Source organism: Mycobacterium sp. IS-1496 (genome assembly GCF_001499995.1).
Classification (GTDB): domain Bacteria; phylum Actinomycetota; class Actinomycetes; order Mycobacteriales; family Mycobacteriaceae; genus Mycobacterium.
The window spans coordinates 1-22,221 of the sequence record NZ_LQIU01000041.1 but is presented as its reverse complement, the minus strand read 5'-3'; the positions used below and the strand labels follow the sequence as shown (position 1 = coordinate 22,221).

22 protein-coding genes, 1 other RNA gene and 1 pseudogene are annotated in these 22,221 nt (G+C 68.7%); 6 read left to right on the top strand and 18 right to left on the bottom strand.

All coding sequences use genetic code 11. From position 1 onward, the window contains the following. Positions 1 to 60: 60 nt before the first annotated feature. From ssrA to prfB, 9 genes are all read right to left on the bottom strand, one after another. Positions 61 to 428: a transfer-messenger RNA gene (ssrA, locus tag AU195_RS25335) on the bottom strand. A gap of 83 nt (positions 429 to 511) precedes the next feature. Next, the gene (locus AU195_RS19305) at positions 512 to 2,761 is read right to left on the bottom strand and encodes a putative bifunctional diguanylate cyclase/phosphodiesterase (protein ID WP_286149360.1); all 2,250 of its coding nucleotides are present in this window, start codon (positions 2,759 to 2,761) and stop codon (positions 512 to 514) included. A 143-nt stretch (positions 2,762 to 2,904) separates the two neighbouring features. Then, positions 2,905 to 3,750: a DMT family transporter gene (locus tag AU195_RS19300; protein WP_157531190.1), complete on the bottom strand. Its 846-nt coding sequence runs from the start codon at positions 3,748 to 3,750 to the stop codon at positions 2,905 to 2,907. Continuing rightward, entirely contained in the window at positions 3,747 to 4,253 is a 507-nt protein-coding gene (gene smpB / locus AU195_RS19295) for an SsrA-binding protein SmpB (RefSeq protein ID WP_059160667.1), read from the bottom strand. Before smpB ends, AU195_RS19300 begins: the two co-directional genes overlap by 4 nt. Positions 4,254 to 4,256: 3 nt before the next feature. After that, positions 4,257 to 5,150: a permease-like cell division protein FtsX gene (ftsX, locus tag AU195_RS19290; protein ID WP_059160666.1), complete on the bottom strand. Its 894-nt coding sequence runs from the start codon at positions 5,148 to 5,150 to the stop codon at positions 4,257 to 4,259. Next, the gene (gene ftsE, locus AU195_RS19285; RefSeq protein ID WP_059160665.1) at positions 5,151 to 5,840 is read right to left on the bottom strand and encodes a cell division ATP-binding protein FtsE; all 690 of its coding nucleotides are present in this window, start codon (positions 5,838 to 5,840) and stop codon (positions 5,151 to 5,153) included. A gap of 40 nt (positions 5,841 to 5,880) precedes the next feature. Then, positions 5,881 to 6,363 (bottom strand): Rv3103c family proline-rich protein, encoded by a 483-nt coding sequence (locus AU195_RS19280; protein WP_059160664.1) that lies wholly within the window; start codon positions 6,361 to 6,363, stop codon positions 5,881 to 5,883. Beyond that, positions 6,360 to 7,319 carry a mechanosensitive ion channel family protein gene (locus AU195_RS19275; RefSeq protein ID WP_059160663.1) on the bottom strand — a complete coding sequence of 320 codons (960 nt, stop codon included), beginning with the start codon at positions 7,317 to 7,319 and terminating at the stop codon, positions 6,360 to 6,362. The genes AU195_RS19280 and AU195_RS19275 overlap by 4 nt, the downstream gene beginning before the upstream one ends. Then, positions 7,309 to 8,415: a peptide chain release factor 2 gene (gene prfB, locus AU195_RS19270; protein ID WP_059160662.1), complete on the bottom strand. Its 1,107-nt coding sequence runs from the start codon at positions 8,413 to 8,415 to the stop codon at positions 7,309 to 7,311. The genes AU195_RS19275 and prfB overlap by 11 nt, the downstream gene beginning before the upstream one ends. A 180-nt stretch (positions 8,416 to 8,595) precedes the next feature. Between prfB and AU195_RS19265 the strand changes: the two genes are divergently transcribed. Continuing rightward, positions 8,596 to 9,972: an FAD-dependent oxidoreductase gene (locus AU195_RS19265; RefSeq protein ID WP_059160661.1), complete on the top strand. Its 1,377-nt coding sequence runs from the start codon at positions 8,596 to 8,598 to the stop codon at positions 9,970 to 9,972. Between the two features lie 54 nt (positions 9,973 to 10,026). Here the strand turns inward: AU195_RS19265 and AU195_RS19260 are convergent, their stop codons facing one another. Beyond that, on the bottom strand, positions 10,027 to 10,395 hold the full coding sequence (locus AU195_RS19260; RefSeq protein WP_059160660.1) for a hypothetical protein: 369 nt from the start codon (positions 10,393 to 10,395) through the stop codon (positions 10,027 to 10,029). A gap of 24 nt (positions 10,396 to 10,419) precedes the next feature. Between AU195_RS19260 and hisN the strand changes: the two genes are divergently transcribed. Further along, on the top strand, positions 10,420 to 11,217 hold the full coding sequence (hisN, locus tag AU195_RS19255; RefSeq protein WP_059160659.1) for a histidinol-phosphatase: 798 nt from the start codon (positions 10,420 to 10,422) through the stop codon (positions 11,215 to 11,217). On the opposite strand, the gene AU195_RS19250 is transcribed toward hisN, so the two are convergent. Further along, on the bottom strand, positions 11,214 to 12,029 hold the full coding sequence (locus AU195_RS19250) for an SDR family NAD(P)-dependent oxidoreductase (protein WP_172800636.1): 816 nt from the start codon (positions 12,027 to 12,029) through the stop codon (positions 11,214 to 11,216). The two genes, hisN and AU195_RS19250, sit on opposite strands and share 4 nt — an antisense overlap. A gap of 118 nt (positions 12,030 to 12,147) precedes the next feature. On the opposite strand from AU195_RS19250, the gene AU195_RS19245 reads away from it, so the two are divergent. Continuing rightward, entirely contained in the window at positions 12,148 to 13,551 is a 1,404-nt protein-coding gene (locus AU195_RS19245) for an acyl-CoA dehydrogenase family protein (protein ID WP_059160657.1), read from the top strand. Between the two features lie 31 nt (positions 13,552 to 13,582). After that, the gene (locus tag AU195_RS19240; RefSeq protein ID WP_059160656.1) at positions 13,583 to 14,797 is read left to right on the top strand and encodes an acyl-CoA dehydrogenase family protein; all 1,215 of its coding nucleotides are present in this window, start codon (positions 13,583 to 13,585) and stop codon (positions 14,795 to 14,797) included. Between the two features lie 4 nt (positions 14,798 to 14,801). Here the strand turns inward: AU195_RS19240 and AU195_RS19235 are convergent, their stop codons facing one another. From AU195_RS19235 to AU195_RS19215, 5 genes are all read right to left on the bottom strand, one after another. Beyond that, positions 14,802 to 15,986, bottom strand: coding sequence for a Dyp-type peroxidase (locus AU195_RS19235; RefSeq protein WP_059160655.1), 1,185 nt, complete (start codon positions 15,984 to 15,986; stop codon positions 14,802 to 14,804). Beyond that, positions 15,979 to 16,461: a copper chaperone PCu(A)C gene (locus AU195_RS19230; protein WP_059160654.1), complete on the bottom strand. Its 483-nt coding sequence runs from the start codon at positions 16,459 to 16,461 to the stop codon at positions 15,979 to 15,981. Before AU195_RS19230 ends, AU195_RS19235 begins: the two co-directional genes overlap by 8 nt. Beyond that, a complete protein-coding gene (locus tag AU195_RS19225) occupies positions 16,458 to 17,852 on the bottom strand; it encodes a PepSY-associated TM helix domain-containing protein (protein WP_059160677.1) in 1,395 nt (464 codons plus the stop codon). The genes AU195_RS19230 and AU195_RS19225 overlap by 4 nt, the downstream gene beginning before the upstream one ends. A 123-nt stretch (positions 17,853 to 17,975) precedes the next feature. Continuing rightward, complete coding sequence (locus tag AU195_RS19220; protein WP_286149357.1) at positions 17,976 to 18,506, bottom strand: hypothetical protein; 531 nt, start codon at positions 18,504 to 18,506, stop codon at positions 17,976 to 17,978. 28 nt (positions 18,507 to 18,534) lie between these two features. After that, complete coding sequence (locus tag AU195_RS19215; RefSeq protein ID WP_157531189.1) at positions 18,535 to 18,762, bottom strand: hypothetical protein; 228 nt, start codon at positions 18,760 to 18,762, stop codon at positions 18,535 to 18,537. A 72-nt stretch (positions 18,763 to 18,834) separates the two neighbouring features. Between AU195_RS19215 and AU195_RS19210 the strand changes: the two genes are divergently transcribed. Next, on the top strand, positions 18,835 to 19,833 hold the full coding sequence (locus tag AU195_RS19210) for an acrylyl-CoA reductase family protein (RefSeq protein ID WP_059160652.1): 999 nt from the start codon (positions 18,835 to 18,837) through the stop codon (positions 19,831 to 19,833). A 20-nt stretch (positions 19,834 to 19,853) separates the two neighbouring features. On the opposite strand, the gene AU195_RS19205 is transcribed toward AU195_RS19210, so the two are convergent. Together AU195_RS19205 and AU195_RS26500 are read right to left on the bottom strand one after the other, a co-directional pair. Then, positions 19,854 to 20,828 carry an esterase family protein gene (locus AU195_RS19205; protein WP_059160675.1) on the bottom strand — a complete coding sequence of 325 codons (975 nt, stop codon included), beginning with the start codon at positions 20,826 to 20,828 and terminating at the stop codon, positions 19,854 to 19,856. 426 nt (positions 20,829 to 21,254) lie between these two features. After that, positions 21,255 to 21,555, bottom strand: a pseudogene (locus AU195_RS26500) (IS481 family transposase); the annotation flags it as partial. A gap of 61 nt (positions 21,556 to 21,616) precedes the next feature. Here AU195_RS26500 and AU195_RS19195 point away from each other — a divergent pair. Then, the coding region (locus AU195_RS19195; protein WP_157531188.1) for a DUF222 domain-containing protein at positions 21,617 to 22,221 on the top strand (605 nt) is incomplete at its 3' end.

Sequence of the window (22,221 nt, the reverse complement as noted above, 5' to 3'; positions counted from 1 at the left end):
GATGAGATGTTGATGCAAATAAAGCAGGCCAGGAGTTTGACGTCCTGACCTGCTTCTTCTCGGTGGAGCTGCCGGGAATCGAACCCGGGTCCTACGGCATTCCCTCAAGGCTTCTCCGTGCGCAGTCCGCTATGCCTCTACTCGGATCTCCTGATCACGCGAACAAGTCAGGATGACGATCCCAGTCGCTGTTTGATGTCCCTTCAGGTCCCGCGACCGGACCTGAAGGTGGGTCCCTCTAGATGACGCCAGGGTCCGGGCCGAGGGCGCTCCCGGTCTGACGGACTAGCTTCGCTTAGGCAGCGAGAGCGTAGTCGCGCTGATTGGTATCGGCGCTTAATTGGTTGCAACGACGCTTACGGTGGTCTCTTGCCTGCACCGGCACGCTTCCCTTGATTCGATGCGCGAAGTCGAAACCGTTCAGCCCCTCGCATCCCTGTCGACCTTCGGCAGGAGAATCCATGGTACGCGAGGGACAACGTCGCCCTCCACCCCTTTGTTCCGGGGCGCGTCACCGCCGCAGAAGCGCCTCCTGACCCGTCGCGGACAGCACGTCGCCCAGATCGCTCATCGGTACCGCGCGCCCGAACAGATGCCCCTGAGCCATCCGGCATCCCGCGGCGAACACCGTGTCGGCTTGCTCGGGGTATTCGATCCCCTCGGCGATCACGTCGAGGCCCAGCGCATCGCACAGTCCGATCACCGAACGGTAGAGCGCCACGTCGCGATCGGGTTCACCCCCGACGACGAGGCTGCGGTCGAGTTTCACCACGTCGATCGGCAGCGCGTGCAGGTAGTTGAGCGAGTTGAAGCCGGCGCCGAAGTCATCGAGGGCGACCTGAACGCCGGCCGAGCGCAGCCGCCTGATCGCAGCCGCCCCCTTCGACAGATCGACGATCGGGACGGTTTCGGTGATCTCGAGCACGAGTCGCTCCGGCGCGATGCCGTACAACTCAAGTGACCGCGCCACCTGCAGCTCGAAATCACGGTTGCCCAGACGGGCGGCACCGATGTTGACGTGCAGAGCGATGTCGAGCCCGGCCGCCTCCACCTCGCGGCAGGCCAGATCCAGCACCATGGCGTCGAGCGCTCCGCCCAGGCCGGCGCCTTCGGCCACCGCGACGAAGGTCTCCGGTGATATCTGCATCCCGTTCGGCGCGGTCCACCTCGCCAGGGCCTCGACGGCGACCGGAGCGGCGTGCGGCAACGTGACCACCGGCTGGTAGGCCAGGCTGAACCCCTTCGGCACCCCGCCGTCCGCATGCCGCAGCGCACTCGGGAAGTCCACCGACACCCCCGATGTCGGCCGGTACACCACCGCGGTGTCCTTGCCCAGCCGCTTACCCGCATACATCGAGATGTCGGCTTGGCGCAGCAGATCGTCCGACGTCGGGTTCGGTTCGTCGGCCGAGGGCCGCACCAATCCCATGCTGGCCCGCACGCGCACCGACGAGCCGTGCACGGCGAACGGGTCCCGCAGCGCCACCCGGAGTTTGTCCGCGACGACTTCGGGAGCCTCGTGCTCACCTTCGACCAGGATCGCGAATTCGTCTCCGCCGATGCGCGCGAGGGTGTCCGACGGTCCGACGCACTGGCGAAGTCTCTCGCCCACCGCGCAGAGCAGTTCGTCGCCGGCGGCGTGACCGAACTGGTCATTGACCTCTTTGAAGTCGTCGATGTCGACGAAGATCAGCACGAATTTGCCGTCGTGCATCGCCTCGTCGAGCCGTTTGGCGAACAGCACCCGGTTGGGCAGTCCGGTGAGCGGGTCATGGTGCACCTGGTGTGCCAGCCGGCGTTGCGCCTCGTAGAGCTGGCGGGTCAACAGTCGCTGGGCCCGCATCGCGACCACCTGCCTGGCGGTGACCAGAGCGATCATCGTCACCGCCACGACGATGACCGCGGTGGGCATGTCCTTCCCGATCAGCAGGTGATAGGACAGCAAGCCGATGATGCACAGGAATCCGATGTAGGGCAGGAACGCCTGCAACCAGTCCATCGCGTCCTCACCGCGGCCGGTCAACGGAGTCGGTCGGACTTCGATGACGGCGAAGACGATGATGAGCGGGCCGAGGGTGAAGCCGACGCCGCCCCACAGGGCACCCGATTCCACTCCGACCGTCTGCAGATAGGCGACGAGCCGGTCCGCCGCGGCGATGGTCAGCACCCCGCCTGCGAGGAGTAGATAGTTCACGCGGTCCGGCCGGTCGCGCCGGTAGGCCATCGCCATCAGCGCCGCGACGACCACGACCGAAAGCTCCAGCAGCGAATAGGCGACCACGATCGTCGCGTTCTGGGACCGGGGCAGCGCCGCACCGGTCATCGCGCCCGGGCCGGCGATGAAGGCCAGGATCGCGAAGGCCGACGCCGCCACCAGACCGTCGAGCATGGCGACGACCCGTGAATGCCGCAACCCGCTGTGCCGGCCCCGCAGCCCTCCCCCGCCGCGGGCGAGGACGACCATCGCGGCCAGTGACAGCACCGGCGGCAGGAAGTAGGCGACGACAGCTACCGGCGGGGCCTCCTCACCACCGTGTGCGGTCCCGCCGAGGAACCACGCCACCTCGGCGACCAGCCAGCTGCCCATCGCGGCCATGACCAGCACGCGCCACCACCGCGCGACGCCCGAGGTCCGCCGCGCGACCAGCGCCGCGGCGATCAGCGCCGATATCCCGACCGCGGCCTGCAGGGCCGCCGCCGCCCAGCGGGCGACCTCGTCGCCGAACAGCGCCAGCGCATTCGCCCAGGCCAGCGCTGCCACGACGGCAAAGATCACGAGGCGCCACTGCGCGCTCTTTACGGACACAGACCCCCCGCAGTTTGCTGGCAATCAGACCTATGATGCCACGGCAACACTTTCGACCCGGACGCGAGCGGACGAGTACTTTCGATCCGGGCAAACCGCTAACCGGCCGCGATCATCGCGACGGCACCCAGAGCCAGGGCCATGCCGAGCGCCTGCCAGCGCGTCACCCGCTCCCGTAGGACGACGATCGCCAGCAGCACCGTCGCCGCCGGATAGAGCGACATCAGCACTCCGGACAACGACAACAGCGACGCCTGCAGCGCGAGCAGCATGGCCACGTTCGCGCCGGTGTCGAGCACACCGGCCAGCACCGCCAGCTTGAGCGGCACGCCGGTGGGCGCCTTCATCTGTCTGGTGACCGCGGCGATCGCCACGACCAGAACGGTCGCCGCCACCCGCGCGAACACCAGCGGCCAGAGCCCGGCCGCGGGCGGCGCCTGGTCGATCAGCACGAAGTTCAATCCGAACGCCAGCCCTGCCCCGACCGTCAACCAGGCGACCGTCTTCGTGAACCGGTGCACGCGGACGTCCTCGTCGGTCGCTTCGCGGCTGACCAGGACGACGGCGACCAGTGCGACCACGATGCCGACCGCGGCGATGATCCCCGGCCGCTCCCCCATCGTCAGCCCGACGCCGATCGGCAGAGCGGCCACCAGCACGGCGGTCAGCGGCGACACCACGGAGATCGGGCCCGCACCCAGCGCGGCGTAGAACCACCAGACGCCGAGACCCTGCGACAGCCCGCTGAGCGCACCCCAGACGACCGCATCCGGGGAGATCGACCCGCCGACGGCCACGGCCAACCCGGCGAGCAACACCATCGCGACCGGGTAGGAGATCAGCACCACCCGCAGCGCGGCGACCCGGCGCGCGGCGATCCCCCCGACGAAGTCACTGACCCCGTAGCCGGCCGCCGACGCCAGCGCGAACAGGATCCCGATCAGGACATGCCCTTGGCCCGGCGCCCCAGCTCGCGGACCACCTCACGCTCGGCGTCACGGCGCGCCAGGTCCTGGCGTTTGTCGTGGGCCTGCTTACCGCGCGCGAGCGCCAACTCCACCTTGACCTTGCCGCCGGAGAAGTACAGCGACAACGGCACCAGGGTCAGGTTGCCGTCGCGGATCTTGCCGATGAGGTTGTCGATCTCGCGCCGGTGCAGCAGCAGCTTGCGGTTGCGCCGCGGCGCGTGGTTGGTCCAGGTGCCGTGGTGATACTCCGGGATGTGCAAATTGCGCAGCCAGATCTCGCCGTCGTCGACGGTGGCGAACGCGTCGGCCAGTGAGGCGGTACCGTCGCGCAGGCTCTTGACCTCGGTGCCCATCAACGCGATCCCCGCCTCGTAGGTGTCGAGGATCGCGTAGTTGTGCCGGGCCCTGCGATTACTGGCGACGACCTGGTTGTTGCGGTCTTTGGTCGCCCCGGCCTTCCCGGCCTTCTTGGCTGCCACGCCCTACCTTCGCACGTACAGGCGCAGTGTGACGTATGCGGTGACACCGGCCATCGCCACGCCCACGATCAACAGGATCGGCGAGATGTAGAGGATGTCCGCGAAGTCGATTCTGGCGATCAGGTTGGCTTGATAGAACTGGTTGAGCGCGTTGTCCAGGAAGGCCGCTCGCACCACCACCAGTCCGGCGATCGCGATCACGACGCCGATCAGGGCCGCGAGCATGGCCTCCAACAGGAACGGCAACTGGGTGTACCAGCGGCTGGCGCCGACCAACCGCATGATGCCGACCTCCGTGCGGCGTGTGTACGCCGCGACCTGCACCATGTTGGCGATCAGCAGCACCGCGCCGATGGCCTGGACCAGCGCCACCGCGAACGCCGCGTTGCTCAACCCGTCGAGCACCGCGAACAACCGGTCGACCAGGTCCTTCTGGTTCTGCACCCCCTGCACCCCGGGTTGTCCGACCATCGCCTTGTCGAACTCCTGATGTTGCTCGGGATCGACCAGCTTCACCACGAACGACGCCGGGAACGCGTCCTTGCCCGCAACGTCCTTGTACTGCGGGAACTTTCGGATGGCGTCGTCGTAGGCGTCGTCGCGGTTGAGGAACACGACCGACGAGACGTCGTTCCGCTCCTCCAGCTGCGTGCGCAGACCCTGACACGGGTCGGCATCACACGTCGGATCGCTCGCCGAGACCTCCGGGGTCAGGAAGACCTGACTCTCGACCCGGTCCAGGTAGATGTCCTTGGAGTTGTCGGCCAGCCGCACGATCAGCAGACCACCACCGAGCAGGCCGATGGAGATCGCGGTCGTCAGGATCATCGCCACCGTCATCGTGACGTTGCGACGAAGCCCGGTCAGGACCTCATTGATCAGGAATCCAAAGCGCACTTAGCGATCCATTCCGTAGACACCGCGCTGCTCGTCGCGGACCAGGCGGCCCAACTCGAGTTCGAGCACGCGTTGGCGCATCGAGTCGACGATGTGATGGTCGTGGGTGGCCATCAGCACCGTCGTTCCTGTGCGGTTGATGCGCTCCAGCAGGTCCATGATGTCCTTACTCGTCTCCGGGTCAAGGTTCCCGGTCGGCTCGTCGGCCAGCAACACCAGCGGCCGGTTCACGAACGCCCGGGCGATCGCCACCCGCTGCTGCTCGCCGCCGGACAGTTCGTCGGGCAGACGGCTCGCCTTGCCGGACAAGCCGACCATCTCGAGCACTTCGGGCACCACCCGGTTGATCACCTCGGAGCGCTTCCCGATGACCTCGAGCGCGAACGCGACGTTCTCGAACACCGTCTTCTGCTGCAGCAGCCGGAAGTCCTGGAAGACGCAGCCCATCACCTGCCGCAGGCTGGGGATGTGCCGCCCGGGCAGCTTGTTGACGTGGAATTTCGACACCCGGATGTCGCCGGAGGTGGGCGTGTCCTCGGCGAGCAGCAGACGCATGAACGTCGACTTGCCCGATCCGGACGGCCCGATGAGGAACACGAATTCACCCTTGTCGATCTGGAGCGACACGTTGTCCAGCGCGGGCCGCGCCGAGGACTTGTACTGCTTGGTCACGTGGTCGAGGGTGATCATCACGGCTCGCCAGTGTAGCGGGGCGTCACCCCGCGGCCGGTTACGGCAGGGGCAGCGGCAGCCCCGGTACGGGCGGCGGCACCGGCTCGGACGCGGGTGTCTGGGTGATCGTTCGCGGTGGTAGCAAACCGGGGCCGTCGGGGTCGACCACCGTCGTCGTCGGCGACGGAGGCGTCGAGGTCGGCGAGGTGGGGGTGGTGGTCGTGGTCTCGGTCGGGCTCGTGGTCGTCGGTGTGGTGGTCGTCGTGGGGGGGGGGCGCCACGTGGTCGTCACCGGGGCCTCCACCTGGGTGCGGGGCACCCAGGTGTAGTCGGGGTCGGGCACGAACCCGGGCGGCACGACCTGCTGGGCGGGGTTCTGCCCAGGCTGAGCCGGCGGCTCGTAGACCTGATACAGCCAGAACAGCGCGACGAACGCCGCGATGAGGCCCAGCGTGGAGGTGCGCACCCGGCCGCCCGGCATGTACCGCGGCCACACCCGTTGCTCGTTCTGCATGTGGCGCAGCAGCCGTCGCAGGATCACTGCCTCGACTCCGAGCGGCTCTGCTGTGGCGATTCACCATGACCGGCGATCGTGTCGATCCGGGGCGTGTGGTCCTTGGTGGCGATGCCGGCGTTGTTCAGCGCGGCGATGATGCGGATCCGGAGACGGCGGCCGACCTCGAACTGCTTACCCGGCAGGGTGCGCGCCACCATTCGCAGGTTGACCGTGTCGACCTCGATACTCTCGACGCCCATCAACTGCGGGGTGTCGAGCAGCAGCGCGCTCAGCTTCGAATCGTCCATCGCGTTCTCGCCCACCCGGTGGAGCAGTTCGTTGACGTCGTTGAGGTCCGCTGTGGTGGGCACCGGGATGTCGACGACCGCGCGGGCCCAGTCCTTGGACATGTTCAACGAGCGGACGATGTTGCCGTTGGGGACCGTGAACACCTCGCCTTCCCCGGTCCGCAGTTTGGTCACCCGCAGCGTCACCTCTTCGACGGTGCCCTCGGCGGCGTCGTTCGCGCCGACCATGTTCAGCTGCACCAGATCGCCGAAGCCGTACTGGCGTTCGGTGATGATGAAGAAACCGGCCAGCAGATCCTGGACCAGCTTCTGGGCGCCGAAGCCCAGCGCCGCGCCGAGCACGGCGGCCGGTGCGACCAGCGAACCGACGGGGATGTTGAGCACCGCGGTGATCTGCATGCCGACCACGACGAACAGGACCGCGATCGACACCCACGAGATCACCGACGCCACCGCCTGGCGGTGCTTGGCGCTCTCGGAACGCACCAGTTGATCGCTCTCCTGGTACTCCGCGTCGATGCGCCGCGTCACCCGGCGCGCCACCCAGTTGATGAAACGGGCACCGAGCAGCGCGCCGATCACCAGCAGGGTGATCTGCAGACCCCGGGTCATCATCCAGATGCCGATGTCGCCGTGCCAGAAGTCGTGCCAGCCTTCGGCGAATCCGATCGCCAGCGTCGCGCTACTCGTCATCGCGCCGGTTTCGCCAGCGGATCCCCGCCTCGAGGAATCCGTCGATGTCACCGTCCAGCACCGAGGAGGGGTTGCCGACCTCGTACTCGGTGCGCAGGTCCTTGACCATCTGGTAGGGGTGCAGCACGTAGGACCGCATCTGGTTGCCCCACGAACTGCCGCCGTCGCCCTTGAGCGCGTCGAGTTCCGCGCGCTCCTCCTGCCGCTTGCGCTCCAGCAGTTTCGCCTGGAGCACCCGCATCGCCGCGACCTTGTTCTGCAGCTGGGACTTCTCGTTCTGGCAGGTGACGACGATCCCGGTGGGGATATGGGTCAGGCGGACCGCCGAGTCGGTGGTGTTCACGGACTGCCCGCCCGGCCCGCTGGAGCGGTACACGTCGACCCGCAGATCCGTTTCCGGGATCTCGATGTGGTCGGTCGTCTCGGTCACCGGCAGCACCTCGACGTCGGCGAACGACGTCTGGCGGCGGCCCTGGTTGTCGAACGGGCTGATGCGCACGAGCCGGTGTGTGCCCTGTTCCACCGACAGGGTGCCGTAGGCGTACGGCGCGTGCACCGCGAAAGTCGCGCTCTTGATGCCCGCCTCTTCGGCGTAGGAGGTGTCGAACACCTCGACCGGGTACTTGTGCTGTTCGGCCCAGCGGATGTACATCCGCATCAGCATCTCGGCCCAGTCGGCGGCGTCCACACCACCCGCACCGGACCTGATGGTGACGACGGCCTCGCGTTCGTCGTATTCGCCCGACAGAAGGGTGCGGACCTCCATCGCCTCGATGTCCTCGCGCAGCTTGGCGAGTTCGGCGTCGGCCTCGGCGACCTCTTCTGCGCCACCCTCTTCGTCGGCCAGCTCGTAGAGCACCGGGAGGTCGTCGACGCGCTGGCGGAGTTCCTCGACCCGGCGCAGTTCACCTTGGGCGTGGGACAGCTCGCTGGTCACCTTCTGGGCGCGGCTCTGGTCGTCCCAGAGATTCGGGTCGGAGGCCTCTTGTTCGAGCTTCTCGATGCGGTTCCGCAAACCGTCGACGTCGAGCACCCGCTCCACCGTCGTGAGCGTGGCGTCGAGGGCGGCGATGTCGGCTTGACGGTCAGGATCCACGGAGATTCAGGGTACCGGCCGCGGCGTGGCCGGTCGCGGGCCCGCCCGCGCCTCCGGCGAGTTCGACGCGACTTGCCCTCGGCGCGGAGCCGTCGCGTTTAGAGTCGGGTTGGTAACCAGCCCGAGCGCGTCGCGACAGCCCCTTGCGCGTGGCCGGGCAGCGACAGAAGGCACCTTCACATGCCCCAGAAGCGCCCGTATCACGTGGCGATCGTCGGTTCCGGCCCGTCCGGCTACTTCGCCGCTTCCTCCCTGCTCAAGTTCGCCGACAGCGACGACGCGGACCGCGACGTGCGTGTCGACATGCTCGAGATGTTGCCCACTCCGTGGGGTCTCGTGCGGTCCGGGGTGGCGCCCGACCACCCGAAGATCAAGTCCATCAGCGCACAGTTCGACAAGACCTCCGGCGACCCGCGCTTCCGTTTCTTCGGCAACATCGCCGTCGGCGAGCATGTTCGCCCCGAGGAGTTGGCCGACCGGTACGACGCGGTGGTGTACGCGGTGGGCGCGCAGTCCGACCGCTCCCTGAACATCCCGGGCGAGGATCTGCCGGGCAGCGTCGCCGCCGTCGACTTCGTCGGCTGGTACAACGCCCACCCGCACTTCGAGCAGATGGGGCCGGACCTGTCGACGGGCCGCGCGATCGTGGTCGGCAACGGCAACGTGGCCCTCGACGTCGCGCGCATCCTCGTCACCGATCCCGAAGCTCTGGCCCGCACCGACATCGCCGACCATGCGCTCGAGTCGCTGCACCGCCGCGGGGTCGAAGAGGTCGTCGTCATCGGCAGGCGGGGTCCGCTGCAGGCCACGTTCACCACACTCGAGCTGCGCGAACTCGGCGACCTCGAGGGGCTCGGCGACGTGGACGTCATCGTCGATCCCGCAGATTTCGCCGACATCACCGACGACGACCTGGAGTCGGCCGGCAAGACCGTCAAACAGAACATCAAGGTGCTGCGCGGCTACGCCGAACGGTCACCGCGCGGAGCGACCCGCCGGATCGTGTTCCGGTTCCGCACGTCACCGATCGAGATCAAGGGCCGTGAACACGTCGAGTCGATCGTGTTGGGGCGCAACGAACTCGTCACCGACAACGGCCGAGTGGTCGCCAAGGACACCGGCGAGCGGGAGGAGCTGTCCGCGCAGTTGGTGGTGCGCGCGGTCGGCTACCGCGGGGTGCCGACGCCCGGCCTGCCGTTCGACGAGCGCAGCGGCACGATCCCCCACACCGACGGCCGGATCGACGGCAGGCGCAACGAGTACGTGGTCGGGTGGATCAAGCGCGGACCGTCGGGCGTGATCGGCAGCAACAAGAAGGACTCCCAGGCGACCGTCGACACGGTCATCGCCGATCTGAACGGCGCCGATCTGGCCGACTTCGGCGACGACCACGCCGACCGGCTGGTGGAGTGGCTGGTGTCGCGCCAGCCCAAGCTGGTCACCGACGACCACTGGAAGGTGATCGACGACTACGAACGGTCGGCCGGGGAGACGGCGGGCCGACCGCGGGTGAAGCTCACGAGCGTGGCCGAGCTGCTCCGCATCGGGCACGGCTGACACCGATCCTCCTGCCGTTCGGCCTCCGTGTCGGACCGCACATCACTGGGCCGCCTAAGCAGGCGGCGGAGGTGGGGGTGGTGCCGGCGGTCCCTCCGGCATCTCCGGTGGCGCGAAGTTCCAGTTGTCCGGGTTCTTCGGCGAATACACGACGGGGAACAGGGCGCCCATCGACGGCCAGTTGTTCACGTCGACGGCCATGCGTTGGTACACGACGTGCTCGTTGACCGTCGGGCCGTTGATCACCCCGGAGATCGTGACGAACTGCTCCCCCGCCACGTCGTCCGGCCGGGGGCTGACGCCGGTCACGAGCAGCGTTCCCTGCGCGAGTTCCCCTCGGGGTCCGCGGCTCCGCATGATCCACGGCGCGGCCAGCACGGCGATGGCACCGATCAACAACAAGAGCACGGCGAATTCCCACACAGGGCCATGGTAGGACTTGCAGGCATGAGCACCGGTTCCCCCAGCCTGGCCGACGACCTCGCCTTGGCGTTGCGGCTCGCCGACCACGCCGACGCGGTCACCGTGGACCGGTTCCGCGCACTGGATCTGCGGATCGAGACCAAACCCGACCTGACGCCGGTGACCGACGCCGACCGTTCTGTGGAGAGCGAGCTGCGCGAGGCGCTCGCCGACGAGCGCGGCGACGACGCGGTCCTCGGCGAAGAGTTCGGCGGCACAGCGATTTTCCGTGGCCGCCAGTGGGTGATCGACCCGATCGACGGGACGAAGAACTTCGTGCGCGGCGTCCCGATCTGGGCGACGCTGATCTCGCTGCTGAACGACGGTGTGCCCGTGGTCGGCGTGGTGAGCGCACCCGCGCTGCACCGGCGCTGGTGGGCGGCCGACGGGCAGGGCGCCTTCGTCGCGGTCACCGGCGAGTCGCCGCGCAGGCTCTCGGTGTCGAAGGTGGCCGGATTGGACTCGGCGAGCCTGTCGTTCTCCAGCCTGTCCGGATGGGCGAAACGTGGTCTGCGGGACCGATTCATCGACCTCACCGACGCCGTCTGGCGCGTCCGTGGTTTCGGCGACTTCCTGTCGTACTGCCTGCTGGCCGAGGGTGCGGTGGACATCGCGGCCGAACCCGAGGTGTCCCTGTGGGATCTTGCCGCGATCGACATCCTGGTGCGCGAAGCCGGCGGCACGTTCACGAACCTCGACGGTGCGGCAGGTCCGCACGGCGGCAGCGTGGTCGCGTCCAACGGCCTGCTCCACGACGCGGCGTTGGGCCACCTCACACGCTAGGCGGACTTGCCGAGACCCTTGGCCATGAACCGCCCGATCGCCGAGACGGTCCTGCGCCGCGACATCAACCGGGTCTGCGTCAGCAGAAACAACCGGTTGGCCAGTCCGGGCACCACGAGGTGTTTTCGCCCTACTGCCGAAACCACCTCGCGCACAACATCTTCGGGTTCAGCCATCAGGTACCGCGGGTACTGGTCGAGGGCGTCGCCCTGGGTGTTCATCAACCCGCCGATCATCACGAGCACATCGACGCCGGTGCCGCGAAGTTCGTACCAGAGCGCCTCCCCGAGCGCGATCTGGAACGCCTTGTTCGCCGAGTAGGCGGCGGTGAAGGGCGCGGACGTCAGACCCGCGCCCGAGGCGACGATGATGATCGCGCCGCGGCCGCGACTGCGCATCTGCGTACCGAAGCGGTGGATCAGGTTCGTATAGCCCCGGGCGTTGATGTCGATCATGCGGCTGTGGGTGTCCAGCGGCATGTCGAGGATCGTCGGTGTGTCCGCCGGGGTGAACATGTGGTTGCACACCAGCACGTCGATCGCGACGCCTGCCACGGCGGCCTCGAGTTCCGGGTAGGGAGCCGGGCTCCCGAGGTCACAGACGGCCGTACGCACGTCGACGCCGAACTGCGACACCAGTTCGTCCGCCCGCGCGCTCAGGTCGGCGTCGAGAACGTCCGTCAGGACCAGGTTCAGGCCGGCGGCGGCCAGGCGGCGGGCGAAGGCGAAGCCGAGGCCCTCGGCGCGGGCGGCACCGCTGACCAGAGCCCAACCGCCGGCGTAGGCGTCGATCGCGGTGACGTGTCTGCGCATGCGCGGCATTGTGCCGGAGCGGTGTTGACAGGTGTGAATTAGATAACAGGCCGCCCCGACCTTACTCCGGAGTAAGATACGGTCAAGGCCATCGCCCCGACGAAGTGAGGCAGCTGGAATGACCAACACACTGCCGTCCAAGAACGGCACATCGGCCCGCCCGAAGCGCACCGGCCACGAGAGTGCCGTGGGCCTGCAGCGACACAAGCGGACACCCACCGACATCGGATTGGCGCTGATCACGCCGCTGGTGGGCCAGGAGTTCCTCGACCGGTACAACCTGCGGAACCCGCTCAACCGCGGCCTGAAATACGGCGTCAAGCAGGTGTTCTCCGCGGCGGGCGCCTCGACCCGCCAGTTCAAGCGGATCCAGGGCCTCGGCAAGCAGCCCACCCGCCTGACGAGCGCACCCAAGGGTTCGGATTACTTCGACCTGACCCCCGATGACGACCAGAAGATGATCGTCGAGACTGTCAAGGAGTTCGCCGAGGAGGTCCTGCGCCCGGCCGCACGCGACGCCGACGCCGCGGCCGCCTACCCGCCGGACCTGATCGCGAAGGCCGCCGAACTGGGCATCACCGCGGTCAACATTCCCGAGGACTTCGAGGGGATCGCCGAACACCGTTCGACCATCACCAACGCGCTGGTGGCCGAGGCGCTCGCCTACGGCGACATGGGTCTGGCCCTGCCGATCCTCGCGCCCGGCGGCGTGGCCGCAGCGCTCACCCACTGGGGCAGCGCCGACCAGCAGGCCACCTACCTGCCCGCTTTCGCCGGCGAGAACGTGCCGCAGGCATGTCTGGCGATCGCCGAACCGCGCCCGCTGTTCGATCCGACCGCGCTCAAGACCACGGCGGTCCGCACCCCGGGCGGCTACCGGCTCACCGGGACGAAGTCGCTGGTTCCCGCCGCCGCCGACGCGGAGGTGTTCATCATCGCCGCGCAACTCGACGGCAAGCCGGCGATGTTCATCGTCGAATCGGCGTCCGAGGGGCTGACCGTGACCCCCGACCCCAGCATGGGTGTGCGTGCCGCCGCGCTGGGCCGCGTGCAGCTCGACAACGTGGCGGTCCCGCTGGGCAACCGGCTCGGCGAGGACGCCGCCACCGACGAGGACTACCGCGAGGCGATCGCGCTGTCGCGGCTCGGCTGGGCGGCGCTGGCCGTCGGCACGTCGCATGCCGTGCTCGACTACGTGGTGCCCTACGTCAAGGAGCGTCAGGCGTTCGGCGAGCCGATCGCCCACCGCCAGGCGGTCGCGTTCATGTGCGCCAACATCGCCATCGAACTCGACGGGCTGCGCCTGATCACCTGGCGCGGCGCATCGCGCGCCGAACAGGGTCTGCCCTACGCCCGGGAGGCCGCGCTCGCCAAGCGGCTCGGCACCGACAAGGGCATGCAGATCGGCCTCGACGGCGTTCAGCTGCTCGGGGGCCACGGATACACCAAAGAACATCCCGTCGAACGCTGGTACCGCGATCTGCGCGTGATCGGTGTCGCCGAGGGCGTCGTCGTCCTCTAGGTCGTCCTCCGAGTCAGAAACGGATCCTGTCATGGCAATCAACCTGGAACTGCCGAAGAAGCTGCACGCCGTCATCGAGAAGGCCCATCAGGGGGCCGCGGAGATGTTGCGGCCCATCTCGCGCAAGTACGACCTGCGAGAGCACGACTACCCGGTCGAGCTGGACACGCTGGCCACGCTGTTCGAGGGCATCTCGGAGGCCAACACCATCTCGTTCGCGGGCGCCGAGGCGTTCCGCGACGCCGAGGACGGCCCCAAGGGAAACGTCAACGGCGGCAACATGTCCGCGGTCCTCAACGTCACAGAGATCAGCTGGGGCGACGTCGGGCTGATGCTGTCGGTGCCCCGGCAGGGCCTGGGCAACGCGGCGATCTCCGGTGTCGCGACCGACGAACAGCTCGAACGGCTCGGCAAGGGTGTGTGGGCCGCCATGGCCATCACCGAACCGGGCTTCGGTTCCGACTCCGCGGCGGTGTCGACGACCGCCCGGCTCGAGGGCGACGAGTACGTGATCAACGGTGAGAAGATCTTCGTCACCGCGGGATCGCGGGCCACCCACATCGTCGTGTGGGCCACCCTGGACAAGTCGCTGGGGCGCGCGGCGATCAAATCGTTCATCGTCCCGCGCGACCACCCCGGCGTCACCGTCGAGCGACTCGAGGACAAGCTCGGCATCAAGGCGTCCGACACCGCGGTCATCCGCCTCGACAACGCCCGGATCCCGAAGGACAACCTCCTCGGGGACCCGGAGATCCACGTCGAGAAGGGTTTCGCGGGGGTCATGGAGACCTTCGACAACACCCGGCCGGTGGTGGCGGGTATGGCCGTCGGCATTGGGCGCGCCGCACTCGAGGAGCTGCGCAAAATCCTCACCGACGCCGGCGTCGAGATCTCCTACGACAAGCCCGCACACGCCCAGAGCGCGGCTGCGGCCGAATTCCTTCGGCTGGAGGCCGATTGGGAGGCCGGCTACCTGCTGACCGTGCGGTCGGCCTGGCAGGCCGACAATGCGATCCCCAACTCGAAGGAAGCGTCGATGGCCAAGGCCAAGGCGGCCCGGGTGGGTAGCGACGTCACCCTGAAGGTGGTCGAATTGGCAGGCACCGTCGGCTATTCCGAGGAGTCCCTGCTGGAGAAGTGGGCGCGCGACAGCAAGATCCTCGACATTTTCGAGGGCACCCAGCAGATCCAGCAACTCGTGGTGGCCCGCCGCCTGCTCGGCCTGACCTCGGCACAATTGAAGTAGCCCTTCACATCTCGAGCAGCTGCTGACCCAGGTACCCCCCTTCGCCCACCCCCGGCAGGATCGCGAACACCGCCGACCCGACCGGCGTGATCCACGGGTTGAGCGCATCGGCGTCGGACAGGCGCTGCTGAGCCGGCACGAACTGGCGGCCCGGATCGCGCTGGTAGGCCAGGAACAGCAGTCCGCTGTCGGAGATCTCGCCCTCCGGTGGCGTGTCGTCGTAGTTGTACGGCCGACGGAGGAACCGTTCGCCGGCCGAGCGATGCCGGGCCAGCGCGATGTGCGAGTTCTCCGGGATGACCGGGATCCCGTTGACGGCCGCGGCGAAATCGGGTTCGTCGTGCTCACGTGATCCGGTCAGCGGCGCCCCGTTGGCGAGTCTGCGGCCGACGGCCATCTCCTTGGAGTGCCGGTCCACCTCGTCCCAGGTGTCCATCTGGGCGCGGATCCGCCGCAGCACCAGGATGGTGCCGCCCGCGAACCACGGTTGGTCCGCGCCCGAGGACCACACGTGATCGTCCAACGCGGCGTCGTCGAGGCTGACCGTCCCGTCCACCTGGCCCATGACGTTGCGCATCGACGCACCCGTCGACGACGAACTCGCCGGGTTGCGGTAACCACGCTGAACCCAGCGGATGGTGGTCATCGTGCGCACGTTCTTGGTGAGCACCCGGCACGCGTGGCTGATCGTGAGGAGGTTGTCAGCGCACAGCTGCAACAGCAACTGCCCACCACACCAACGGGATTCGAGACGGTCCACGGCGAAGTGCGGCAGCGGGCGCAGTGGCGTGGGCCGGCGCGCGGTCAGCCCGGCGGCGTCGAACAGGTCCGGACCGTAGCCGACCGTGACGGTCAGTCGTGCCGGGTCGGCGGCGAGTTCGGGTTCGGTGTCGGCGAGCGCCGGAAGCCCCTGGGTCAGGCGCGCCGCGTCCTCGCTCCACAATCTCATGATCGACCGCAGCGTCGCGCGGTCGGCATGACCGGGGCGCAGGTCCAGCGCGATCAGCGTCGTGTACGCCTGCGGGCGCGTGGCGATACCGGCCTGGTGCACGCCGTGGAAAGGCTCCGTGGCGAGGGCAGGCGGCCCCAGACCTCGGGCGCCTGCCGTCGCCGTGAATCCCACCCCGGCGATGCCCGCGGCCGCCGCGCCCGCGCCGAGCAGCGTGCGCCTGCTGATCCGCTCACCCATGGTGGCCCCCGTCGTAATGTTCGTCGGCACCGGGGAACTCGCGGACCTGAGCGGTGATCGGCAGTGTCGAACCGTCGGCGAACGTGGCGGTGATCTCGACGTCCGACCCGGGCGTCAGGGGCGCGGTCAGGTCCATCAGCATCAGGTGGTCCCCACCGGGGGCCAGATGGATGTCCGCACCGGCGGGCAGGGCGATCCCACCCTGCTTCGGTTGCATCGTCTGCCCGCCGCGGTCGCGGACCACTTCGTGCAGTTCGACGCGCCCGGCCGCCGGGGTGGTCGCCGAGGTGATGCGCACCTCCCGGTCGGCGTCGTTGGTCAGCTGGGCGAACGCGGCCGTCATTCCGTCGTCGGCCGCCTTCACCCAGGCGTCGTGCACGTGCACGGCCGCGGCATCCGTCGCAGGTTGCCCAGCATCCGAACAACCGGCGAGCACGGCGGCGACGAGCGTCCACGCCACGAGCGGCGCCCTCATCGCAAAGCTCCGACAGCGTTGCGCCGCTGCGCGAACCCGATCGCGGCGTCGACGGCCAGGAAGCCGAGCAGGCTGAGCCCGAGCAGCGGGACGAACCACCCGACCGCCGCGGCCGCACACACCAGCACCACCGCCGCCGCGGGCGAAACGCCCCGCAGCACACCGCGTCTGGGTGGGCTTCCGACCGTCCCGCCGCCGTGGGTGGGTCGCCGGCGCCACCACATCAGGTATCCGCGCACGATGACGGTTACCAGTGCCACCGCCAACACCGCCAGGCCCACCTGGTTGACCAGACCGAACAGCAGGCCCATGTGCAGCTGGATCCCCCAGGCGGCCAGCTTCGCGGCCAACGGCCAGTCGGCGAACCACAAGGTGTCGGTCACCTGGCCGGTCGATCCGTCGACGGCTACGGCGTTGTTCGACATCACCCACGGCTCGCGGGTCTGGGCCACCGTGAACGCGGTGTCGGCGCCCGCCGGGATCGACACCTCCACATGGCCTCCGACGCCGGCGTCCCGGGCCGCGCGCAGCACCCGGTCGACCTCGTCGACGCGCGGCGCGTCGCCGCCGGAAACGACATGGCCGCCGTGATGCGCATGCCCCGACGCGGCGACGGCCGTCGACACCGTCGGCGTGGTCCACGAGAGCGCTGTCCGCAGCGCGGCGATGTTGTCGCCGGCGTAGTGCGACCAGGTCAGTCCGGTCGCCGACAGGAACAGCAGGCCGGCGGCGATCCACAGGCCGACGGCGCCGTGCCAGTCGAGTGTCCGGGTGCGGCCCCGCGCTGCCGGGTCGACGGTCAGCAACCGCCTCCCCCGCCTGCTTCTGGCCCACCACAGGCACACGCCGGCCAGCGTGATCACCCACAGCCAGGAGGCGGCCAGTTCGCTGTACACCCGACCCGGTTCGCCGAGGTGCAGGCTGCGGTGCAACTGGTCGATCCAGGTCCGCACGGGCAGCGCGCCGCTGCTGCCGTAGACGGCGAGATCCCCGAGCGGCTGCGCGGTGGCCGGGTCGACGAACACGGCTCGGCGCTCGGATTCACCGAGCGCGGGGTCGTCGAACAGGACGCGCGTGGTCTCGCCGGCTTCCGCGGCGGGGCGCACGGCGGTGACCGTCAGGTCGGGGCGCACCGCCTGGGCGGCCCGGATCTGCTCGGTGACCGGACGCCAGTCACCGGTGGCGGCGACGTGCAGGTAGTCGCGGTAGACGAACTGCTCGATCGACGGCGCGATCGCGTAGAGGCCGCCGCTCACGGCGGCGATCAGCAGGAACGGGCCGACGAATACGCCTGCGTAGAAGTGCAGTCGGCGCAACAGCGCGGCGAATGCGGAAGGGGTGGGAAGTTCGAGTGCAGGAGGGTCGAGCCGACCCTCGGGTGTGGTCGTCATGCGTGAAGTGCTTTCGTCCGAGGTGGTGGCACGAACGTCGTCGCGCCACGGAACGTCGGCGCGCATCGAAGCGCCGACGGGCGCGCCCGCGGGTGACGCAGGCGTGTGAGATGTGGTGCGGCCTCAGCCGCCGAACGACACCGCCGACGGCGGCGCCCGCATCCCCAGCCCGGAACGAAGCAGAAGTTGTTGCACGACAACCGAGGTCGTGCGGTGACGGCGTGGCGCCGACGGACGTCCCCGGTGCACCAGGGTGAGCATCAGCCAGCACAGGACCGACGCGCAGACCCGGTACAGGTGGCCGACGAGACAGATGAGCAGACCGAGCACGACGGCCGCGACCGCATGGGCGAACACCATGGGCGCCGACGGCACCACCTCATGGCCGCCGTGGTGACCGGCGGTCACCGCCAACACGACGTGGGTGAGAAGTTGTCCCACACCGACCGCGGCGATGAGCCCGGCGGCGCGGGCCCGGCCGTCGGCGCCTGCCAGCGCGCCGACCGCCGCACAGACGAGCGCGACGAGCACCAGTGTCGGGCCGGTGGGCACGTCGCCGCCGGCCAGCGCGTGGGCGGCCATGGCGAACAGACCCGAGCACGCACCGACCAGCACGCCGCACAGGGCGCCGGCGCGGGAGGTCACCGTGCTCACGGGCGAACCTTACCGCCCGGGCCCGGAGCTACTTCCAGTGCTTACCACCGTGATGGACGTCGAAGGGCCCATGCCCGGGATTCCAGTAGTTCCACGGCGTCCAGTCGACCCAGCCCGGTCCTGAGACGCAGGCGCTCCAGATCCAGCCGTTCCAGCACAGTCCGGGGTCGTCGGCGGCCTGGGCCCGTCCGGCTCCGGTGAGTGCGATACCTGCCGACACCGCCAGCGTTGCCACGGTGACGAGGAGTTTCTTCATGGCCCACACCTCCTCCGTGTGTGTGCCCAGTTTACGCCGGACGGTCACCGCGGATAAGTAGCGTGAGCGGCTATGAACAGTTTTCAGGCGTTGGTCGCGCGGCAGTCCGGAGACGGGATCGACCTGGCGGTCGACACCCTCGAGGAGTCCGCGCTGCCGCCGGGCGAGGTGACCATCCGGGTGCACTACTCGAGTGTGAACTTCAAGGACGCGTTGGCCGTGACACCCAAAGGCGGTGTGGTGCGCGACTATCCGATCGTTCCCGGCATCGACCTCACCGGTGAGGTGGTGGCCTCGCAGAGCGACGAGTTCGGTGTGGGCGACCTGGTGCTGGCGCACGGCTACGACATCGGCACCGGCAAGCACGGCGGGTACGCGGAGTTCGCCCGGCTTCCCGCCGACCAGGTCGTGACGCTGGGCGCGCTGAGCCCGCACGAGGGCGCGGCGATCGGCACCGCGGGCTTCACCGCCGCGATGAGCGTGGAGGCCCTCACCGGGCGTGGCATCCGCCCCGACGACGGGTCGATCGTCGTGACCGGCGCGAGCGGGGGCGTCGGATCGGTCAGCGTGGACCTGCTGTCCGCGCTCGGCTACCACGTCGTCGCCTCGACCGGGAAGCCGGACAAGGCGGATCTGCTCCGCACACTCGGCGCGGCCGAGGTCATCGGCCGGCTTCCGGAGGATCCGGACGCCAAGCCGCGCCCGCTGGGCAAGGCGCGCTGGGCCGGTGCGGTGGACTGTGTCGGCGGCGCCACGCTGGCCGATGTGTTGAGCACCCTCGCGTACGGCGGTGCGGTCGCCGCCAGCGGGCTGACCGGTGGGCCGGGCTTGAACACGACGGTGATGCCGTTCATCCTGCGCGGGGCGGCGCTGTTCGGCATCGACTCGGTGCAGTTGCCGATCGGACCGCGGCGTGAGCTGTGGGCGAGGCTCGGCGGGCCCCTCAAACCACGACACCTCGCCGATCTCTCCCACGACGTCGACGTGAAGGACGTCGCGGAGGTGATCGACGAGGTGCGTGCCGGCCGGTACTCCGGCCGGGCCGTGGTGCGGGTGGCCGGCGGCTTCTAGCGCCGCCGGCCCTGCGGGGCTCAGCCCAGCAGCACGCGCTGCAGGTCGGGCTTCATCTGCTGCAGCTGCTGACCCCAGTACATCCAGGTGTGCGTGCCGTTCGGCGGGAAGTTGAAGACCCCGTTCTGTCCGCCGGCCGCGATGTAGCGCTCCTGGAACGTGATGTTGGTGCGCAGCGTCAGGCTCTCGAGGAACTCCTGTGGCAGGCCGCCACCGCCCAGCTCGCCCGGCTTGCCGTTACCGCAGTACACCCAGAGTCGCGTGCCGTTGGCGACCAGCTTGTCCATCTGGACCATCGGGTCGTTGCGCAACCAGGCCTCACTGCCGCCCGGGCCCCACATCGGTTCGGGCTTGTAGCCGCCCGCGTCGCCCATCGCCAGGCCGACCAGGAACGGCCACCAGCCTTCGGACAGGTTGAGGAAGCCCGACAGCGAGCCCGCATAGATGAACTGCTCGGGGTGATAGGCCGACAGGATCATGGACGCCGAACCGGCCATCGACAGACCGACCGCAGCGCTGCCCGTCGGCTTGACGTCCCGGTTCGCCGCCAGCCAGTTCGGCAGCTCCGAGGTCAGGAACGTCTCCCACTTGTACGTCTGGCAGCCGGCCTTACCGCACGCCGGGGCATACCAGTCGGTGTAGAAGCTCGACTGTCCTCCGACCGGCATCACCACCGAAAGACCGGAGTCGAGGTACCACTCGAAAGCCTGGGTCTCGATGTCCCAGCCGTTGAAGTCCTCGCGGGCACGCAGCCCGTCGAGCAGGTAGACCGCAGGAGATCCGGGGCCACCGCTCTGGAACTGGACCTTGATGTCGCGTCCCATCGCCGGTGAGGGGACCATCAGGTACTCGACCGGCAATCCCGGCCGCGAGAACGCCCCCGCGAGTGCCGAACCGCCGGTGAGGCCGATCACGCCGGGGAGCAACGCCGCCACGACGGCGGCCACCGCGAATCGGCGGGCCCAATGGCCTCGAATCTTGTCAACGATCGTCATGAAGCAATCCATCCATCTTCCGGTTACCGCGTATCACGCTCGACCCAGCGGACACAGTCGCCATTGGCACCGCAGCGTTTTTCTGCACTGCGTTGTCCGCGCCCGCTCCACTGACCGGTGCGGCAGAGAGCGGACCGAGAGATTCAGTTGTTGCGCCACTGAGTAAAACATGGGCCATTCACTGAGAAAACCCCTTAAACATGCAGGCAGCGTCCCCGCCCGGAAAACTTCCATGTGAAGCGCCGCTCCCGAACCCGCCGCCCGAGACCCGCGTCACCTGCGTAAACGGCTACTGTCGAGGGTCATGCCGAGGCCTCGATCCTCCGGCGGCGGACGGCGTTCCGTCGACGACTGGATACATCAGGGTTACGTGATCGTTGCCGAGGAGGGGCTGGCGGCGCTCAAGGTCGACCGCCTCTGTGACCGGCTGGGTAGACGGAACCGCCGCCAAGCTGAGCGGGGCCTTTTCTTCGGCTCACACGGAGCCACACCGGCCTCACGGAAGATGCATGGCAGCGACGGGTTGGACGGGACTGGGTTCGAGCACCGCAGCCGGCCCTTCGGGCTTCGTACGTTCGCGGACCCGTAGAACGACCTACGGGAGATGCCGTGCTCGGCGCAGAACGTCGAGATCGCCCCGCGGGGTGCGTCATCGGGCCACTGCGAGATCGCGGCGGACGCGCGGCTCGGTGGGTTTTTTGGTCGCCACCCCGCGAACCTTCGGCAGAACTGCCACCGATGTCCCGAGACAACAATCCGTGTGGTCGCCGAGATTTGTCGGTGGTCGAATGTATGTTCGAAGTATGTCCGGCAACGACTTGCAGGCCGCGGTGAGCGCGCTGCGTGCCGCCTACGAGGCGGTGGCTTCCTGTGATGTCGCGCTGCTGGATCAGCCCGAACTCGTTGCGGCGCTCGACGATCTCGAGACCCTGGGGTGCCAACTTCCTGCGGTGAGCCACCGGTTGTTGGCCCGGCTGCAGGCCGAGGCGACACCGCAGCAGCTGGGCGCCACATCGTGGAAAGAGGTCCTCACGGTCCGCTGGCGGATCTCGGGCACCGAGGCCAACCGCCGCCTCACCGAGGCCGCCCTGCTCGCACCGCGCCAAGCGTTGACCGGCCCGTCGCTGCCGCCGGTGCTGCCGGCGACCGCGGCCGCCCAAGCGCTCGGATGCATCACCGGCGAACACGTCGAGGTCATCCGCAAAGCGGTCGACAAACTGCCCGCATGGGTGGATACGGCCACCCGGGAGCAGTTCGAGGTCACCCTGGTCCGCACCGCGGTGGGTGTGGGGCCCAAGGAACTCAAAGACACCGCCGACCTCACGCTGTTCCTGCTCGACCAGGACGGTCCCGAGCCCGATGACACCGAACGCGCCCGCAAGCGTGGGGTGTC

Bases quoted from the DNA above. Each gene is read 5' to 3' on its own strand.
- ftsE (WP_059160665.1), bottom strand. From the start codon at position 5,840: ATGATCACCCTCGACCACGTGACCAAGCAGTACAAGTCCTCGGCGCGG.
- AU195_RS19275 (WP_059160663.1), bottom strand. From the start codon at position 7,319: ATGACGAGTAGCGCGACGCTGGCGATCGGATTCGCCGAAGGCTGGCAC.
- AU195_RS19265 (WP_059160661.1), top strand. From the start codon at position 8,596: ATGCCCCAGAAGCGCCCGTATCACGTGGCGATCGTCGGTTCCGGCCCG.
- hisN (WP_059160659.1), top strand. From the start codon at position 10,420: ATGAGCACCGGTTCCCCCAGCCTGGCCGACGACCTCGCCTTGGCGTTG.
- AU195_RS19250 (WP_172800636.1), bottom strand. From the start codon at position 12,029: ATGCGCAGACACGTCACCGCGATCGACGCCTACGCCGGCGGTTGGGCT.
- AU195_RS19245 (WP_059160657.1), top strand. From the start codon at position 12,148: ATGACCAACACACTGCCGTCCAAGAACGGCACATCGGCCCGCCCGAAG.
- AU195_RS19240 (WP_059160656.1), top strand. From the start codon at position 13,583: ATGGCAATCAACCTGGAACTGCCGAAGAAGCTGCACGCCGTCATCGAG.
- AU195_RS19235 (WP_059160655.1), bottom strand. From the start codon at position 15,986: ATGGGTGAGCGGATCAGCAGGCGCACGCTGCTCGGCGCGGGCGCGGCG.
- AU195_RS19230 (WP_059160654.1), bottom strand. From the start codon at position 16,461: ATGAGGGCGCCGCTCGTGGCGTGGACGCTCGTCGCCGCCGTGCTCGCC.
- AU195_RS19225 (WP_059160677.1), bottom strand. From the start codon at position 17,852: ATGACGACCACACCCGAGGGTCGGCTCGACCCTCCTGCACTCGAACTT.
- AU195_RS19215 (WP_157531189.1), bottom strand. From the start codon at position 18,762: ATGAAGAAACTCCTCGTCACCGTGGCAACGCTGGCGGTGTCGGCAGGT.
- AU195_RS19210 (WP_059160652.1), top strand. From the start codon at position 18,835: ATGAACAGTTTTCAGGCGTTGGTCGCGCGGCAGTCCGGAGACGGGATC.
- AU195_RS19205 (WP_059160675.1), bottom strand. From the start codon at position 20,828: ATGACGATCGTTGACAAGATTCGAGGCCATTGGGCCCGCCGATTCGCG.